This is a genomic window from Ketobacter sp., from assembly GCF_003671495.1.
Classification (GTDB): domain Bacteria; phylum Pseudomonadota; class Gammaproteobacteria; order Pseudomonadales; family Ketobacteraceae; genus Ketobacter.
This window is the reverse complement of sequence record NZ_RCHN01000033.1, coordinates 1-17,697: the sequence shown is the minus strand read 5'-3', so window position 1 is coordinate 17,697 and position 17,697 is coordinate 1. Positions and strand designations below refer to the sequence as shown.

Annotated in this window: 16 protein-coding genes; 4 read left to right on the top strand and 12 right to left on the bottom strand. The window is 58.5% G+C overall.

The features are described from left to right. The first annotated feature begins 65 nt into the window (after nucleotides 1-65). From D9N14_RS15820 to D9N14_RS15805, 4 genes are all read left to right on the top strand, one after another. Nucleotides 66-410 (top strand): metalloregulator ArsR/SmtB family transcription factor, encoded by a 345-nt coding sequence (locus D9N14_RS15820; protein WP_290581469.1) that lies wholly within the window; start codon nucleotides 66-68, stop codon nucleotides 408-410. A 54-nt stretch (nucleotides 411-464) separates the two neighbouring features. After that, nucleotides 465-1,475 carry an ArsJ-associated glyceraldehyde-3-phosphate dehydrogenase gene (locus D9N14_RS15815; RefSeq protein WP_290581467.1) on the top strand — a complete coding sequence of 337 codons (1,011 nt, stop codon included), beginning with the start codon at nucleotides 465-467 and terminating at the stop codon, nucleotides 1,473-1,475. A 5-nt stretch (nucleotides 1,476-1,480) separates the two neighbouring features. Then, on the top strand, nucleotides 1,481-2,692 hold the full coding sequence (arsJ, locus tag D9N14_RS15810) for an organoarsenical effux MFS transporter ArsJ (RefSeq protein ID WP_290581465.1): 1,212 nt from the start codon (nucleotides 1,481-1,483) through the stop codon (nucleotides 2,690-2,692). 127 nt (nucleotides 2,693-2,819) lie between these two features. Further along, nucleotides 2,820-3,497 (top strand): response regulator transcription factor, encoded by a 678-nt coding sequence (locus tag D9N14_RS15805; protein ID WP_290581640.1) that lies wholly within the window; start codon nucleotides 2,820-2,822, stop codon nucleotides 3,495-3,497. On the opposite strand, the gene D9N14_RS15800 is transcribed toward D9N14_RS15805, so the two are convergent. From D9N14_RS15800 to dksA, 12 genes are all read right to left on the bottom strand, one after another. Next, entirely contained in the window at nucleotides 3,469-4,782 is a 1,314-nt protein-coding gene (locus D9N14_RS15800; protein WP_290581463.1) for a sensor histidine kinase, read from the bottom strand. The two genes, D9N14_RS15805 and D9N14_RS15800, sit on opposite strands and share 29 nt — an antisense overlap. Before the next feature lie 70 nt (nucleotides 4,783-4,852). Then, the gene (locus tag D9N14_RS15795) at nucleotides 4,853-6,277 is read right to left on the bottom strand and encodes a DUF4397 domain-containing protein (protein ID WP_290581461.1); all 1,425 of its coding nucleotides are present in this window, start codon (nucleotides 6,275-6,277) and stop codon (nucleotides 4,853-4,855) included. A 132-nt stretch (nucleotides 6,278-6,409) separates the two neighbouring features. Continuing rightward, nucleotides 6,410-7,258 (bottom strand): pantoate--beta-alanine ligase, encoded by an 849-nt coding sequence (gene panC / locus D9N14_RS15790; protein WP_290581459.1) that lies wholly within the window; start codon nucleotides 7,256-7,258, stop codon nucleotides 6,410-6,412. A 35-nt stretch (nucleotides 7,259-7,293) separates the two neighbouring features. Then, nucleotides 7,294-8,088, bottom strand: coding sequence for a 3-methyl-2-oxobutanoate hydroxymethyltransferase (gene panB, locus D9N14_RS15785; protein ID WP_290581457.1), 795 nt, complete (start codon nucleotides 8,086-8,088; stop codon nucleotides 7,294-7,296). A 57-nt stretch (nucleotides 8,089-8,145) separates the two neighbouring features. Further along, nucleotides 8,146-8,775 carry a deoxynucleoside kinase gene (locus tag D9N14_RS15780; RefSeq protein WP_290581455.1) on the bottom strand — a complete coding sequence of 210 codons (630 nt, stop codon included), beginning with the start codon at nucleotides 8,773-8,775 and terminating at the stop codon, nucleotides 8,146-8,148. Beyond that, on the bottom strand, nucleotides 8,772-9,269 hold the full coding sequence (folK, locus tag D9N14_RS15775) for a 2-amino-4-hydroxy-6-hydroxymethyldihydropteridine diphosphokinase (protein WP_290581453.1): 498 nt from the start codon (nucleotides 9,267-9,269) through the stop codon (nucleotides 8,772-8,774). The genes D9N14_RS15780 and folK overlap by 4 nt, the downstream gene beginning before the upstream one ends. Beyond that, nucleotides 9,266-10,627: a polynucleotide adenylyltransferase PcnB gene (gene pcnB / locus D9N14_RS15770; RefSeq protein WP_290581451.1), complete on the bottom strand. Its 1,362-nt coding sequence runs from the start codon at nucleotides 10,625-10,627 to the stop codon at nucleotides 9,266-9,268. Before pcnB ends, folK begins: the two co-directional genes overlap by 4 nt. A 901-nt stretch (nucleotides 10,628-11,528) precedes the next feature. Continuing rightward, complete coding sequence (locus D9N14_RS15765; protein ID WP_290581449.1) at nucleotides 11,529-12,929, bottom strand: sigma-54-dependent transcriptional regulator; 1,401 nt, start codon at nucleotides 12,927-12,929, stop codon at nucleotides 11,529-11,531. After that, the gene (locus D9N14_RS15760) at nucleotides 12,907-15,894 is read right to left on the bottom strand and encodes a sensor histidine kinase (RefSeq protein WP_290581447.1); all 2,988 of its coding nucleotides are present in this window, start codon (nucleotides 15,892-15,894) and stop codon (nucleotides 12,907-12,909) included. Before D9N14_RS15760 ends, D9N14_RS15765 begins: the two co-directional genes overlap by 23 nt. Then, nucleotides 15,884-16,060, bottom strand: a complete 177-nt coding sequence (locus tag D9N14_RS15755) for a hypothetical protein (protein WP_290581445.1) — start codon at nucleotides 16,058-16,060, stop codon at nucleotides 15,884-15,886. Before D9N14_RS15755 ends, D9N14_RS15760 begins: the two co-directional genes overlap by 11 nt. Before the next feature lie 76 nt (nucleotides 16,061-16,136). Beyond that, nucleotides 16,137-17,027 carry a tRNA glutamyl-Q(34) synthetase GluQRS gene (gene gluQRS / locus D9N14_RS15750; protein WP_290581443.1) on the bottom strand — a complete coding sequence of 297 codons (891 nt, stop codon included), beginning with the start codon at nucleotides 17,025-17,027 and terminating at the stop codon, nucleotides 16,137-16,139. Nucleotides 17,028-17,171: 144 nt separating this feature from the next. Then, nucleotides 17,172-17,618, bottom strand: coding sequence for an RNA polymerase-binding protein DksA (gene dksA / locus D9N14_RS15745; protein ID WP_290581441.1), 447 nt, complete (start codon nucleotides 17,616-17,618; stop codon nucleotides 17,172-17,174). Nucleotides 17,619-17,697 lie beyond the last annotated feature (79 nt).

Below are 17,697 nucleotides of genomic sequence, written 5' to 3'. Positions count from 1 at the left end.
TAATCCGCCGCTATGCTGACGTTGTTTGAGCCATCCCGGCTATTGGCGAATAAAGGCGGGTCGTTGTGAATCCACTGTCTCTGTTTAAATGCCTGGCGGAAGAAACCCGCCTGCGTTGCGTGCTGTTGATTGAGCAGGAGGGGGAGCTTTGCGTCTGCGAGCTGATGGCCGCTCTGGGTGAAAGCCAGCCCAAGATCTCCCGCCATCTGGCCCAGTTGCGCAGCTGTGAGTTGCTGTTGGATCGCCGCCAGGGGCAGTGGGTGTTCTATCGCATCAACCCTGGATTGCCGGTGTGGGCGCGGCAGGTGCTGACGGACACCCGGCGCGCCAACCGGAATTTCCTCAACGACAATGTGAACAACCTGTGTCGCATGGGGGATCGCCCGCAGCGCCAGGAATCCTGTTGCTAACCTGTCGGTGGCGCCACTGCCAAACGGCGTCACCCATTCAATGAGAGAGAGCAAATGACCATCAACGTGGGCATCAATGGCTTCGGCCGCATGGGGCGCCTGGCCCTGCGGGTGTTAAACGAAAATCCCGCTGTGCGCGTGCAATGCATCAATGACCCGGCCGGCGACGCGGCCACCCTGGCACACCTGCTGAACTTTGATTCTGTGCACGGGCGCTGGCAGCATGAGGCCCGCTCGGAAGGCAGCAACATGCTGATTGGCAGCCAGGTGATCCCCTGCACCCGTAATACGGCAGTGCCGGAAACCGATTGGTCTGCCTGTGATGTGGTTATCGAAGCCTCCGGCAAAATGAAAACCCAAGCCCAGTTGCAGGCTTATCTGGCGCAGGGGGTGAAACGGGTGGTGGTGACCGCACCGGTCAAAGAAGAGGGGCTGCTGAATGTGGTGATGGGAGTGAACGATCATCTCTACGATCCGGCTGTGCACCGCATTGTCACGGCGGCATCCTGCACCACCAACTGCCTGGCGCCAGTGGTGAAAGTGATTCATGAAAATCTGGTCATAGAGCACGGTTCTATGACCACCATTCACGACATCACCAATACCCAGACCATCCTGGATGCGCCCCACAAAGATCTGCGCCGGGCGCGGGCCTGTGGTATGAGCCTGATTCCCACCACCACCGGCTCCGCCACCGCCATCACCCACATTTTTCCGGAACTGAAAGGCCGCTTGAACGGCCATGCGGTGCGGGTACCCCTGGCCAATGCCTCCCTCACGGATTGTGTGTTTGAGGTGAAACGGTCGACGACGGTGGCGGAGGTAAATGGCTTTCTGCAGCAGGCCGCAGCGGGGGCACTGCAGGGTATCCTGGGTTATGAAGAGCGGCCGCTGGTGTCCATTGATTATAAAACCGATCCCCGCTCCAGCATCATTGATGCGCTCTCCACCATGGTGATCAACGGCACCCAGGTGAAACTGTATGCCTGGTATGACAACGAATGGGGCTACGCCAATCGCACGGCAGAACTGGTGCTGAAAGTCGCTGTGATGGATCAGGAGTAAGTACCATGAGGGTACTGGCGGGCCTGGCGCCGGAGATTCGCCAATACATGCTGGTGACCGGTAACTATTGGGCGTTCACCCTGACCGACGGTGCCCTGCGTATGTTGGTGGTGCTGCATTTCCATGGCTTGGGTTACAGCCCGCTGGACATCGCCCTGTTGTTTTTGTTTTACGAATTCTTTGGTGTGGTCACCAACTTGACCGGTGGCTGGCTGGGTGCCCGCCTGGGCTTGAATCGCACCATGAACCTGGGATTGTTGCTGCAGGTGATCGCCTTGTCCATGTTGCTGGTGCCGGCGACGCTGTTAACCGTGCCCTGGGTGATGGCGGCACAGGCTCTGTCGGGCATCGCCAAAGACCTCAACAAGATGAGCGCAAAAAGCGCCATCAAACTGCTGGTCCCGGCGCATGCCCAGGGCACTTTGTACCGCTGGGTGGCACTGCTCACCGGGTCCAAAAATGCTTTGAAGGGAGCGGGCTTTTTTCTGGGCGGTGCGTTGCTGGTCTGGTTGGAATTTCAGGGCGCCGTCCTGGTGATGGCGGTGGTGCTGGCTCTGATCTGGCTGTTCAGTGTGTACTATTTGCGCCAGGATCTGGGCAAGTCCAAACACAAGCCCAAGTTCACCCGGATATTCTCCAAAAGTCCGGCGATTAACCGACTGTCGGCTGCGCGGCTGTTCCTGTTCGGGGCCCGGGATGTGTGGTTCGTGGTGGCGCTGCCGGTGTATCTGGCGGAGCACTTCCAGTGGGACCACTGGCAGGTGGGAGGGTTTCTTGCCGTGTGGGTGATCGGCTACGGATTTGTACAGACCCAGGCGCCACGGTTCACCGGCAAAGCCCGGGGCAGGGTGCCCGACGGCAGGGCTGCGTTCCAGTGGGCACTGCCGCTGTCGCTATTGCCGGTGGCCATGGCATGCAGCCTGTATTTCGGCTGGGAACCGGACGCCAGTCTGCTGCTGGGGTTGCTGGTATTCGGGGCCTTGTTCGCCATCAACTCGTCCCTGCACAGCTTTCTCATAGTGAGCTATGCGGATGCGGACGGTGTGTCGCTGGATGTGGGGTTTTACTACATGGCCAACGCCATGGGCCGGTTGTTGGGAACCATTTTGTCCGGGTGGTTGTTCCAGGTATACGGTTTGGTGGTCTGTCTGCTGGTGTCCGGCCTGTTTGTGTTGCTGGCGGCGTTGTTTGCACTCCGCTTGCCGCGCCAGTGGTGATGGCCGTTAGCGCTTGGCCTGTTGTGCTGCACTCTGGTACTGTTAAGCCACCTGTAACCATCCTGAAACAACCTGATCAAGCGAAGAGGATTTCGTGCCGGATAATCTTACTGTTGCCAATGCCACGGTGTTGCTGGTGGAAGACCATCGGCAACTGGCCGAGACGGTATTGGATTTCCTGGCCAGTGTGGGCTTTCAGGTGGACTACGCAGCCGATGGGTTGAGTGGCCTGCATCTGGCTTCCAGCAATAACTATGACGCCATCGTTCTGGACATCATGTTGCCGGGCATGGACGGTATGGCGTTGTGCCAGACATTACGCCAGGACAAAGCCATCGCCACGCCCATCATCATGTTAACCGCCCGGGATCAGTTGGATGACAAGCTGCAAGGATTCCAGCACGGGGCCGACGACTATCTGGTGAAGCCGTTTGACCTGCCGGAGTTGGCCGCGCGGCTGGTGGCGCTGATCCGGCGGCAGCGGGGTGAGTTGTCACCGGGGCAATTGCAGGTGGGTGATCTGGTCCTGGATCCGGCGACTTTGTCGGTGACCCGGGAGAATACACTGATCCAGCTTTCTCCCACCTGTTTTCGCATTCTGAAAATATTGATGCGGGAATCCCCCAAGCTGGTAACGCGGGAAATGCTGGAACAGGAGCTGTGGGGGGACATGATGCCGGACAGCGACTCCCTGCGCAGCCATCTGTACAAGCTGCGCCAGGCCGTTGATAAGCCCTTTGCATTGCCGTTGCTGCACACCGTGCCGGGACAGGGGTTTAAACTGGTGCCGCCACCGTCACGGTAAAGGTAGTGCCGGCGTCTTCCTCGCTGTGGAGTTGGATGTGCCAACCCAGTTCCCTGCAGATCTTCTCGACAATCGCCAGCCCCAGGCCAAATCCTTTTTCAGATTGTTGATTGACGCGATAGAACGGGCTGAATACTTTGTCCTGCTCTGTGGCGGGAATGCCAATCCCGGTATCGGCGACCGAGAATCCCTCCTTATCCACCGTCACCACAATCCGCCCACTGGCGGTATAGGTTTGCGCATTGTTGAGCAGGTTGTTGATGAGGATGCTGATGAGCTTGGTGGAGCCCCGTACCTGCAACAGAGCCCGGTGCTCCACGGTGAGCGCTACCGGGCTGTCCGGATGGTGTTGCCGATGTTGCTCTGCCAGGAGTTCGATCAGGTCATTCAGTTGCAGGGTGTCTGCCGTTGTCAGGTTGGTGGCGTCCCGGGACAGCTCCAGCAATGCATTCATCATCTGCTCCATATCCTGAACGGTGCTCTTCATGCGAGCCAGGTGGCGTTGCGTGCCCTCTGGCAGGGACTGTCGCTCCAGGTTGTCGATGGACCCCTTGATCACCGCCAGGGGGGTGCGCAGTTCGTGACTGGCATAACGGCTGAACGTGCGTTCCCGGTTGATCAGCTCCTGTACCCGGTGGATGAAGGTGTTCATGGCATCCACCAGCACATGGGTTTCCTCGTCTGCATCCCAGCTCAGGGCATCCACATCCAGTGGCGTGTCTGCCTGGTTCACATCGTAGTGCCGCATGCTGTTTGCCAGTTTGCGGATGGGAGAAAGCGCCCGGTTGGCCTGGCGATAGGTGTAATAGGCCAGGGCATACAGAACCAGCAGCACCAGCGCCAGCGGCGCGATGCCAAAGAAGAACGACAGCTGGCTGACCTGTTGCTCATTGAAAATCAGATAGAGCCGGTGTTCGCCATTCTGGGAGACGTGCACGATGGGGTCTTTGCCATGAAAGTCGATGCGACTTTTACCCAAGGGCAGGTTGTGCAATTCCCGGGGCAGCCCCTGCAGCTGGTTCTGGTGCGCCAGATAGCCCTGCAGGTTCAGGGTGTCCGGAGCGTGGATCTCCGGTTGGTTCCGGTAGCGCTCCCAGAAATAATCGGCCTCCCGCTCCAGGGCTTGTTTTACCAGCACTTCCTCCGTAATCAGCGCCGCGGCGAAAACACCGAGGACGGTGACCGCGCTGATCAGCAGCACCTGAATCAGGAATATCTTGAGCAGTTTGGTATTGATCGCGGTGCGCTTCAAACGGGTTTCCCGGTTGGTCTGGAATGGCAGCATTATGACAGTTCTGTCCGGTGAAAGTGAACGGGTCGCCCGTACAGGGCAACCCGTTGCCAGTGGATGGGCATCAGTTGGAGAGCAGGATCACACCGAAATCAGCCGGAGCGCCCGCAGGTTCGCTGGGCCCGCGGGCAATGGCGTGCAGTACATCACCGCCACTGACATTGAGGGCTTCGATGTTGATGGCCACCACCCCGCCGGCCACCACGCGAATGTCGTATGCACCCGGCGCCACCGCCACGTAGTCTGTGATGGTGCCAAAAGCGAAGTCGTCCAGCAGTGGGTCGCCGGCCAGACCCGCTTCCACTTCGGCGCTCGTGTAGGCGCCTGCAGCGGTGACGAAGACGTCCACTGCTCCGGCAGCCGGTGCAGCGTGAGTCACTTTGAGGCTGCCTTGGGTGGCGATGGCACGGTTGTCATCGACGGTCGCCAGCAAGCCGAAAGCGGGGCTGCTGAGCACGCGCCCGGCGGCAATGGCGGTGTATTCCAGGCCGGCGTTGAAGGTGACTTCGGCAGAGGTGTAGACGCTGTCGCCGATGCTGTCCGTGTCAGGCGCCACATCAAAGGTGAACGTTGCTGCCGGCACTGCGACGTAACCGGTGGCTGCAGGCACCACATCGGTATAGTCAAAGGCGTCGATGAGTTCTACCGGGTCCACACCTAATACCGGGCTGGAGGCGAACACTTCCACTGCACCCCCTGCAGCTGCTGCGGCATCCGGAGACGCATGGACCACCTTGGCTCCGGCCTGGGTATCCGCATCCCGCAGTTCAACGGCGTTGTCGTCGGTCACTGCCAGCAGTTTGATGGGGGCGGCGGCGTTCTCCGTGTCGTTTTCACTGTTGATGGCGGCCATGATGAGTTTCTGACCTGCGAAGGCAGACAGGTCAATGGCCCCGGAGTTGTACACCACCGTGGCACCGATGGCCACCTGGATTTCCACCACGCCCACAGCCAGTGCGCCTGCGTCCACGCTGTCCTTGAAATCAAAATTAAAGGCCGGGCTGTAACCGCTGATGCTGTCACCGGGTGCCGTGAGGTAAACATCCACGGCCCCGGCCACAGGCGCTGCATGGGTGACCACCAAAGCCACCTCGTTGTCCGAGGGCGTGGCACTGGACTCTTCCACCACAATGGGTTCGATGTTGGCTACGGTGTTCACCGCAATGACGGTGGGACTGGCATTTTTGCTGATCTGGAAGCCCGCTACATCGATCACGGTGGCATTGCCGCCGGGAATAATACCCTCTACCTGGATGCTGTAACGGCCGGTACGCAGGGTTGTGAAGCCGGAACTTTCGGCGTAATCCAGGTCGGTGATGGAGGGTTTGCCGTTCAGTAAGACATTGACGGGCGGGGCGTCCGGCGAGGCGTGGACAACCCTCAGTTCGCCTTTGGGGAAAAATTTATCGTACTTCTCATCGTCGCACGCGGTGAGCAACAGGGCGCTGCTGGTGGCGAGGGCCAGGGTGGCTAATTGGGTACGTTGCATGGTGAATCTCCTCTTGGTTGATGGGGCGTCACAGCCCTTCTTTTTACAAGCGGAGTCAGGTTAGAACAGCGGGCGTCAACAGGGTGTGACGCCGCTGTGAACGCGGTGTGAACGCGCAGTGATGGGGTTGGGTTACAACTGAAAGTCGATATTGTCGATCAGGCGGGCCTTACCCATGCGGGCGGCCGCCAGGATCACCAGGTCAGAGTCCGTGGCGGTGGCCGGTTCTAGGGTGTCCGCCCGGCACACTGAAAAGTATTCGGGTTCGAAACCGGCGCCGGTCAGCTCCTGGTTGGCGCGCTGACTGACGGCCATATAATCCCGTTCACCTTGCTGGATGGCCTCTTTGGCCGCGCACAGGCAGCGATAGAGCTTGGCACCACGATTTTTTTCGTCCGCCGACAGATAACCGTTGCGAGAGCTCATGGCCAGGCCGTTGGCTTCCCGCACGGTGTCCACACCCACCACTTCGATATCGAAACACAGGGCGGTGGTCATGCGGCGGATCACTGCCAGCTGTTGGAAATCTTTTTTGCCGAACAGGGCCACATCGGGTTTAACAATATTGAAGAGTTTGGTGACCACCGTGGAAACCCCGTCAAAGTGCCCAGGGCGGGCCGCACCACAGTGCCGGTCGGTAATCTCCGTCACCACCACTTTGGCCCAGGTGTCCTGGTCGCCGGGGTACATCTCGTCCACCGGTGGCGCGAACAACAGATGGCAACCGGCGGCTTCCAGTTTGGCGGCATCGGCGTCCAGGGTGCGCGGGTAGTTGTCAAAATCTTCGTTCGGGCCGAATTGGGTGGGGTTTACGAACACACTGGATACCATAAAATCCGCCTGTCTCAGGCCTTCGGTGACCAGGGTGATGTGACCGGCGTGCAGGTTGCCCATGGTGGGAACAAAGCCGATGCGCTTTCCCGCCATGCGCTGGGCTTTTACTGCGGCCCGTAATGCTTCAATGCTGTTAACTGTTTTCATCTGGCGAAACCTTATGTTCAGGCGAAACTGTCTACTCAGGCGAAGCCGTGCTCCGGTGCGGGGAAGGAGCCGTCCTTGACCGCGGTCACATAGGCGCTGATGGCACCCTGAATGCTGCCGTCACCCTCCGGCATGAAATTCTTCACAAACTTGGCGGGCTTGCGGGTGGTGGCCCCCAGCATGTCGTGCAGCACCAACACCTGGGCGTCTGCCGACGGACCGGCACCGATGCCAATCACCGGGATGGAGACTTTCTGCATGATCTCTTCCATCAGGTCGGAGGGAATGCACTCGAACAACAGAATGGCAGCCCCGGCTTTTTCCGCGGCGATGGAATCCCGGATCAGGGCTTCCCGTTCCGCCGGGTCACGACCCTGTACTTTATAGCCACCGAATTTGTTGACCGATTGCGGTGTCAGCCCCAGGTGAATGCACACCGGGACACCGCGATCCGTGAGCTTTTGCACGCTGCTAACCAGCCAGTCGCCACCTTCCAGTTTCACCACATGGGCACCGGCGCGCATCAGGGCGGCGCAACTGGCCATGGTCTGCTCTTCGGTGGCGTAGGTCATGAATGGCAGGTCCGCCATGATCAGTGCGCCCTGGTTGCCGCGGCGCACACATTCGGTGTGATAAATCATATCGTCGAGGGTGACCGGGACGGTGCTGTCATGCCCCTGCAGAACATTACCCAGGGAATCCCCCACCAGCAGGACTTCCACGCCGGCGCTGCTGGCCAGGTGGGAGAAGGTGCTGTCATAGGCGGTGAGACAAGTGAATTTCTTGCCTTCCTGCTTGATTTTGTTGAGAGTGGAAAGGGTGATAGCCATGTTGCGTAATGCTCCCTCTGTATTGCTGTTGATGCAGGAAAAACAGTACTTTCCTGCTTAGTGGTCCACCGGGTTGAAATAATGGCGGCCGCTGTGAATGGACTGAATATACTCCAGCAGTTTTTCGTAGTCACGGGTGCTTTCTGCCAAGTTCAGATGTTCGGTATTGACCATCAGCAGCGGCGACTCGTCATAACGCAGAAAAAAATCCACGTACGCATCACTGAGGCGGGACAGATAGTCGGCACTGATTTGCTGTTCGCAGGGAATGGCCCGTCGTTGAATGCGTTGTTGCAGGGTGTCCACCGAAGCCTGCAGATAGATCACCAGGTCTGGTCGGGGAATGCTGGAGATAACATGCTGGTAGACCTTGTCGTAGAGGCGGAACTCATCGTCGTCCAGGGTCAAACCGGCAAACAACCGATCCTTGTGAATCAGAAAATCGGCAACCCGCACCGGCTGGAACATATCGGTCTGCCGTAGCTCGTTTAACTGGTCGGCCCGCTGCAGCAAAAAAAACAGTTGGGTTTGCAGCGCCCATTGTTTCTGGTTTTGGTAGAAGCGTTCCAGAAACGGATTGTCGGCCGCACCTTCCAACAGCAGGTCGTAGCGAAAGCTGCGGGCGAGTTTGCGGGTGAGGGTGGTTTTGCCCACCCCGATGGGGCCTTCCACCACGATGAATTTCATAGTCGCCACAAACCGCCGGATGGGAGCTGGTGGAGCAATGCCTGCACGGCGCGGCCATCTGGCATACGCAAATCGGCGTTCAGGTCCAGCAGCGGTTGCAGCACAAAGTTGCGCTCGGTCATGCGCGGATGGGGCACAGTCAAACGTTCGGTCGCAATGCATTCATCCCCATACAGCAACAGGTCCAGATCCAGTGTGCGCGGGCTCCATTGCTGTGGGCCCCGTACCCGCCCCTGAGCCTGTTCAATGGCCTGCAGATGGTCCAGCAAAACGTGCGCTGCCAGTTGGGTGTGTAGTTCTGCCGCCGCATTGACGTAATCCGGTTGCGTGCCAGGGCCGACGGCGCTGCTGCCGTAAAACCCTGAGACGGCTTTCAGGGTGGTCTGTGGGATTTGCGCGAGGTGTTGCAGGGCCTGCTGCAGCTGTTCTAGTGGCGTGTCCAGGTTGCTGCCCAGACCGATATACACCCGGTGCATCACAGGCTGATGGGTCATGAGTTGGATGGATTGCTGCTGCGACGGTTCTTGTAGCGTCGGCGACGGCGTGGTTTTTTGTTGCCACCCAGGCCTTGGCAGAGGGCGGCACGTTCATCGCTGTCCGCTTCCTGGTAACGGGTCCACCAGTCTCCCAGTCCGGGCTCGATCTCGCCGGCTTCTTCCCGTAACAGCAGCAGGTCGTAGGCGGCGCGGAAGCGGGGGTGTTGGATCAGGGATTCACAGCGTTTTGGCGAACGCTGGTCAAGCCGCCCCTGCAGCTCCCAGATTTCCCGCATGGGCAGGCCGAAACGCTTGGGAATGGAGGTGTGTTGGGCCTGCTTGGCGGTGACTTTCTGAATGGCTTTCTGCAGTGCGGGTGCAGCGTGCAGGCCGTTCTCCTGTGCCCGGCGCCATTCAGTCTGCAGCGGCCCCCACAGCAATACGGCGAACAGGAAAGCCGGGGTGACCGGTTTGCCTTCGGCCAGACGATTGTCTGTGTTGCGCAGCGCCAGCTCAATCATGGATTGCACTCCGGTGTCATTATTGACCTCCGGTATGGACAGGGGGAACAGCCAGCGGGCCAGGTCGTATTCCACCAGCAATGGCCACACGGCCTGGGCATAGCCGCCCAGAAACAGTTTGAGGACTTCTTCGAACAGGCGCGCCGGGGGGATCAGTCCCAGCAGCTCTGACAGCTCCCGGATGGGGGCCGCGGTGGCCGGTTCGATTTCAAAGTCCAGCTTGGCCGCAAAGCGGGCGGCCCGCAGCATGCGCACCGGGTCTTCCCGGTAGCGTTGTTCCGGATCGCCGATCAGGCGTAGGGTGTGGCGACGGATATCCTGATAACCGTTGACGAAATCGAGCACCGCGCCGTCAGTGTGTCGGTAGTAGAGGGCGTTGGCCGTGAAATCCCGGCGGATGGCATCTTCATCCAGGGTGCCGAACACGTTGTCCCGCAGTAACAGGCCTTCCTCGGACTGGGCAGAGCGATGCTCGTTGTCTTCATCTTTACTGTGGTTGGCGCGAAAGGTGGCCACTTCGATGATTTCCCGGCCGAAACGGACGTGGGCCAGGCGAAAACGGCGGCCGATCAGTCGGCAATTGCGGGGGAAGACGGCTTTGATTTGCTCTGGCGTGGCGCTGGTGGCGATATCGAAGTCTTTCGGGTGCAGGCCAATCAGGCCGTCCCGTATGGAGCCTCCCACCAGGTAGGCTTCAAAGCCGGCGTCGGTGAGCCCGTCCAGTACGGACAACACATTGCGACGAATGTCCTCTTCCGGGAAGTGGTGCTCACCACGAGGGATCACCTTCAGGGCCGGCTTGCCCTGCTCGCCGGAAATTAAGCCTTTTAGTTTTTTGATAAGCCGTCTAGGCATGCTGCGGGTCGGATTTCCGTAATGGTTGAGCGGTGGATTTGGTTGGCCACGATTCTAACACCGAGTGGCTGGAGTAATACACTCTATTCAATAGGTTAGACGTTTTTCGATGGGCTGCGGTAATTTGGCGGGGCAAAAAAGCAAAAAGGGAAAGCCTTTCGACTTTCCCTTACGCTTCATGCTTGTAGTAGTTTTTGTAGAAGCTCTATTCTTTTTTCTGACTGGGCCCGAAGGCCCAGTCTTTGTGCCGACTCTTATTGTTGTTTTTTAGCGACTTGTTTTTGTTGTTATTATCGCGTTTCTTATTTTTATTGTTGTTACTTGTTTTTGGTGGTTGTGGCAGTAAGAGGGATTTTGCAATCTAAGCCATTTGCTATTGTTCTTGTTATGGCTCACAACCCTGGGGTTGTCCTCTTTCTGTATGCCACTTAAAAAGTGACCACCGTGCTTTATTATTGTTGTTATTGCTTTCGACTGTTCAAGGGGCCTTTTTATTATTGTTATTCGTTATCGTTGGCTGCCCTTGTTGGTACGCTAGATATATAGCAGGGCCTGTGCCAACTTGAGCGAAAATTAAAAAGTACTGATATAACAGCAGGTTATAAATGTTGCGGTATGTAAACGCAGTAAATGGTCAATATTCTGTTACCGTATTTCTGTGTATGTGTTCCCGTTGGTGTGTATGACGGTAACACTTTGGTGTGGGGGTACACAGGTAACACATCCGTTACGCTTGGTTAAATTTGTTAACATTTCAACGTTTTGAATGGGAAATTCGCTCACCGGGTAAGGGGCGCACGTTGCTCCAGGCCAATGGGTGACCGGGCCTCGGTAACAATCCGTAACATAAGGTCAAAAAATAGTCAGGTGTTACCGGGGCAAGTGTGTCGGGTTTCTGTCTTTAGCGGGAGGCGGGCTTTTTGCGGGGGATGCCAAGTCTTTGACGGCGCTCCCACAGGCATTTGCGACTGATTCCCAGCTTTTGTGCCAGCTCGGTTTCGGTCATCTGTTCCTGATGTTCCAGCACAAAGCGCTGGAAGTAGTCTTCGAGGGAGAGGTCTTCAGCCGGATCTTCCACGTCATCGTGGTTGCTGCGGCTACTGGGTTTGGGCAGGGTGACGTCGTCATCCAGTTGGTATTCGGGTTCTGAATGCAGGTCCAGGGCCATCAGGTCCGGGGTGATCACCTGGCCGTCGCAGAGGATCACCGCCCGTTCAATGGCGTTTTCCAGCTCGCGTACGTTACCAGGCCAGCTGTACTTGTTGATGGCGTCCAGGGCGTCCTTGGAGAAGGACATTTCCTGTTTGGCCATGCGGCGGGTGGTGCGGCTCAGCAGCTCCAGGGCCAGCTTTTCCACATCCTTACCCCGTTCCCGCAAGGGCGGCAGTTTCAGTTCCACCACATGCAGTCGGTAGTACAAATCTTCGCGGAAACGACCCTCTTTGGACAGGTGTTTCAGGTTGCGGTGGGTGGCGGCCACCAGGCGCACATCCACCGTCTTGGATTGCACGGACCCCACCCGACGCACTTCCTTCTCCTGCAGCAGGCGCAGCAGGCGGGCCTGGGCTTCCAAGGGTAGCTCGCCGATTTCGTCCAGGAACAGGGTGCCGCCGTCAGCGGCTTCAACCAGCCCCTTGCGGTTGGCGTTGGCGCCGGTGAAGGCCCCTTTTTCATGGCCGAACAGTTCGGATTCAATCAGGGTTTCCGGGATGGCGGCGCAGTTGACGGAAATCAGCGGGCCGTCGTGGCGCTGGCTCTGGTCGTGAACCGCCCGCGCCACCAGCTCCTTGCCGGTACCGGATTCCCCCAGCACCAGTACGGTGGAATCGGTGGGGGAGACCTTCTGGATGTTCTTGAACAGGATCTGCATGGACTCGCATTCGCCGATCATGCCGCTCAGGGGGTAATCCCGGTTGAGCTGGGATTTGAGGGCCTGGTTTTCCCGTTCCAGCGCTTTCTCTTTCAGGATGCGCTCCACGGACATCAGCATCTCGTCGTGGTCGAAGGGTTTGGCGATGTAATCCACAGCGCCCATTTTCATGGATTCCACAGCGGACTTGAGACTGGCGTAACTGGTCATCACCAGCACCGGTACGCCGTCGGCCTGGGGAATGATGTCGGTGCCCGGGGCGCCCGGCAAACGCAGGTCGGTGATGATCAGATCGAAATCGCCCAGTTTGAAACTGTCGATGGCATCCTGGACCGCGCCGGCTTCGCTAATCTGGTAGCCGTTTCGCTCCAAAAGACGGCGCAGCGCGTTGCGTATAACTGCTTCGTCTTCAACGATCAGGATGTGGCTCATGCTGTTCCTCATGGTCGACTTCAGAATGCTCCTCCGCGGACAGTGTATAGCGGGGGAGAGTTATGGTAACACGGGTTCCGCCGTTTTCGGAATCCAGTGGACTCTGTATCACAATTTGCCCGTAGTGCTCTTCAATAATACTGTAGACCAGTGACATGCCCAGTCCGGTGCCCTTGCCCGGGTCCTTGGTGGTGACAAAAGGCTCGTAAATGCGCTTGAGCACCTCGGCCGGTATGCCGCTGCCGTTATCCTCCACGTCGATGACGATGGTGTGCTCGTGGGCATGGCTGATGACTTTGACCTCGCCACCTTCCACCATGGCATCCCGGGCATTGCTCAATAAATTGATGAACACCTGGGTCAACCGCTGCTGATCCCCCTTGACGCAGTGATTGGGGTCTGCCGCATTGGTGAAGATGACCTGGGCCACCTCTTTGTTCAGGCTCAGCAGGTCAATGGCTTCCTGGGCACATTCATACACATAAACCGGCTCCATGGCCACTTCTGTGGTGCCGCTGTGACTGAAACTCACCAGGGATTGGACAATCCGGCTGATGCGCTTGGTCTGATCCAGAATCTGGTCGGCGCTTTCCAGGATGGCCGGCTCCCGGCTGTCGTAGCGCAGGTTCTGGGCCAGGCAGGCGATGCCGGTGATGGGGTTACCGATCTCATGGGCCACGCCGGCGGCCAGGCGGCCCACGGAGGCCAGGCGCTCATTGTGGGCCACGTGGTGCTCCAGCATCTTGACCTCGGTGGTGTCTTCCACCACCACCACCTGGCCGCTGTTGATCTGGTTCATTTTGCCCAGGCCGATGGCGGCTTTATGCAGGCTGATCCAGCGGTGCACCCCATCCAGCTCCACTTCCACCTGCTGGGTGCGGGATTCGTTGTCAATGAACTGGCTGAAGACGCCGTTCCAGGGTTCCGGCAGGTGATTGATCTGGGAGCCCAGAATCTGGTCCGGAGAGACCCGGGTGATGGCTTCCAGGGCACTGTTCCAGCCCAGCACTTCACCGTCGCTGCCCAGAGAGCACACGCCCACTGGCAGGTCCTGCAGGGTCTGCCGGTGAAAGCGGCGCAGGCTGTCCAGCTCCCCCGCCAGGCCGGTGAGTTTGTCGTGGTATTCCTCCAGCCGGCTCTCGATGAAGTGGATGTCCTGGCTGCTGGTGTCGTTGCTTTTGATCACGTAGGGAATGGAGCCGTTCATGACCTCATGGGCCACCGACGGACCCAGCAGGCCGGACAGGTTGCTCTCCAGTTGATCCCGCAGTCGGCGCAGGGCGTAGGGGCGGGTTTCGTCCAGGCTCATGGCCAGGTCATTGAGCGCCAGCTCTACCTCTCGGCGGGCCGTGCTGGCCCCCAGGGGTTTGGCCAGCCGCCCCACAAATTCCCGTGCGGAACCAATGGACAGCTCCCAGCGTTGCGGGCGGCGCAGGTTGTCCACGTTGCAGGTTTCCGCCGCCTGCATTTCCGCCGGTGACGATTCGGTCAGCATGGACACGATGCCGAAAATGGTGGAATTGATGAAGATGGCAAAGGTGGCCACCATGTAGCTGTTGTTGGGAGTGGGGAACAGATCGTCGAACAGCAATGGGGCGGAAATGTGGAATTGAATGCCCAGCAGCACCGGCAACAGCAGGCCGAACAGCCACACGCTGAGCCCGGCCGCCAGCCCCGCCAGGAACCCGTCCTTGTTGGCCTTGGGCCACAGCAGCACACCGAACAGGCCCGGCACAAACTGCATGGTGGCCACAAACGCCAGAAAGCCCAGCTCCGACAGGGTGTGCTTGTTCTGCATGATCACATAGAAGCCGTAGCTCACCAGCACGATGGCGGCGATGAGGATGCGCCGGGTCCACAGCAGCCAGGAGTAGAGGTTGCTGCGGCGATAGAAGGGGGCCATCGGCAGAATGATGTGATTGAGGAACATGGCCGACAGGGACAGCGTGCAGACGATGATCACACCGCTGGCGGCGGACAAGCCGGCCGCAAAGCCGAGAATGGCCAGCCATTTGGAATTGAGTGCTTCCGGCACCAGCAGGGTGAAGTACTCCGGGTTACTGAAAATGTTGAGCTTGGCGGCGGCCCAGACGATGATCAGCACCGGGATCGCCATAAAGAACATGTACAGCGGCAGGCCCCAGCTGGCACTCATGATGGCCCTGGGGTTCAGGTTCTCGGTGAAGGCCATGTGGAACATATGGGGCATGCCCACGGAGGCCACAAAAAACGCCGCCACCAATGCCCGCCAGGGGCCTTCTTCCAACGGCTGATAGAGTGACACCAGTTGCTCCGGGTGTTCCGCCAGCCAGGTGTTGAGGCCACCGGGGCCGTCAAACACCTCGAACAGAATCACCCCGCCCACCAGGAAAAATCCGATCAGTTTGACCAGGGATTCAAAGGCGATGGCCACCACCAGGCCTTCGTGCTTTTCCCGGGTGCTGATGTGGCGGGCGCCGAACAGAATGGCAAACATGATGATCAGCACTACGAACACAAAGGCCAGGATTTCCTGGGAGGTTTCCTCGTTGAGGATGTGCACTGCATCGGCCACGGCCTGTATCTGCAATGCAATTAACGGCAGGATACCCAGCAGCATGGCGATGGTCACCACGGCCCCCACCACCGGACTGCGATAACGGAACGACAACAGGTCCGCCAGGGATCCCAGTTGGTAGGTTTGGGTCAGCCGTAAAATGGGGGCCAGCAGAATGGGGGCCAGCATAAAGGCGCCGGAAATACCCAGGTAATACGCCAGGAAGTTGTAGCCAAAGTCATGGGCAAACCCCACTGCACCGAAGATGGCCCAGGCGCTGGCGAAGACTCCCAATGACAACACGTAGGTGATCGGGTGACGCACCAGTCGCGCCGGTACGAAACCGTGTTCCGTGAGATAGGCCACCAGAAAGAACAGCAGCAGGTAACCAACACCAATCCCAAACAGCTGGGCAACACTAAAAGCCATCCAGATCCCGACTCCGCGCAATCCAGAAGGTAACGGCGATCAACAGACCCCAGATGATGAAGGGGCGCCACCAGGCGGTGCCGCTTTCCGCCCACCATTGCATGAGGGACGGGGACAGCACATAGGCACCCACTATAAAGATTAGAACCAGCCGGTCGATGTACATGATGGCAACCAGAAGTGTATGTCTATTGATGTTACGTTAGGACGCAGGGTGATGCAAAGTGTGCGGCCCGGGCCCTTCACAGTTTCTGTTGCGGGATGCTGCGTTGGTGGGGCACCTGCTGCAAACGCCAGTGCTCGCAGCCCCATTCCAGAATGGTGGCCTTGGCTGCGCCGCGCAGTGTGGCAGGCGGTGTTTGCCCCAGCGCCTGCAGGCAATAGCGCAAGTACGGTCCCGGGTCCTGCCGGGGAATCGGTTCCGCGTAGGTCTGCTTGGAAAGTTTCTGCCCTTCCCCGTTGACGATGACAGGCAGGTGCGCGTAGTGAGGATGGGCCAGGTGCAGCACTTCCTGCAGATACCAGTGACTGAAGGTGGATTCCAGCAGGTCGCTGCCGCGGACTACATGGGTGATGCCCTGTAACGCATCGTCCAGCACCACCGCCAGATGATAAGCGTACAGGCCTTCCTTGCGCTTGATGACGAAGTCCCCACCCTGTTGTTGCAGGTTGCAGCGCTGGGGGCCCTGTAAATCATCTTCGAAGGAGACGTCTTTATTCTGTACCTGCAGTCTTACCGCAAAGGGTGTGGCGGGGGGCTGATGGCAGGCGCGGCAGGTGCCGGGGTATGTGGTGGAACCGGAGGCCGCCAGAATCTGGGTTCGGGAGCAGGTGCAGTAAAATGCGTTGTTGTCGGCCAGCAGTTGCTGCACCGTTGTTTCGTAGCGCCCGTGCTGTTGACTTTGAAACAGGACATCGCCATCCCAGTGCAGGCCATAGTGTTGCAACGTGTTGAGGATGGCGTCCGCTGCACCGGGTTGTTCCCGGGGTGGGTCGAGGTCTTCCATGCGCACCAGCCATTGCCCTTGATGGGCTTTCGCATCCAGGTAGCTGGCCACGGCGGTGAGCAGTGAGCCGATGTGCAGGGGACCGGTGGGGGATGGGGCGAAGCGCCCGACGTAGCAAGGGTTCATTCGGGAGTGGCCCCTGGGCGGAAGCGAACCGGGACAATCACTCTAGGGCTAAACGCTCTTTGGCAAAGCACTCTTCGGATAAATAAAAAAGGCACGGATTCGATTCCGTGCCTGAGTAAGGGTTGCGATGGCATCAACGTGCGATCAGGTGCCCCATTGCTTCTCTTTGATCTCCTGCAGGGTTTTGCAGTCGATGCAGAGAGTGGCGGTGGGGCGGGCTTCCAGGCGGCGAATGCCGATCTCGATGCCACAGGCTTCACACCAGCCGTAATCTTCTTTCTCGATGGAGTCCAGCGCCTGGTTGATCTTGCGAATCAGTTTGCGTTCGCGGTCGCGGGTACGGAGTTCGAGGCTGAATTCTTCTTCTTGGGTGGCGCGGTCTGCCGCATCGGGGAGGTTGATGGACTCGTCTTTCATGTGGTGAACTGTGCGGTCCACTTCTTCCATCAGTTCCTGGCGCCAGTTCAACAGGATTTGTTTGAAGTGTTCCAACTGGCCTTTGCTCATGTACTCTTCGTCTTTGGCGGGCTCGTAGGGTTCAAAGTGTGAACGTGAAAGCTCGACGACGTTTTTCTTTTTTCTTGTTGCCATTAGCGTATTCCTCGCAACTGCTCAATCTTTAATCTATATCAGCAAATTCCAAGATTGGCAAATCCTTGATATTGCTTGA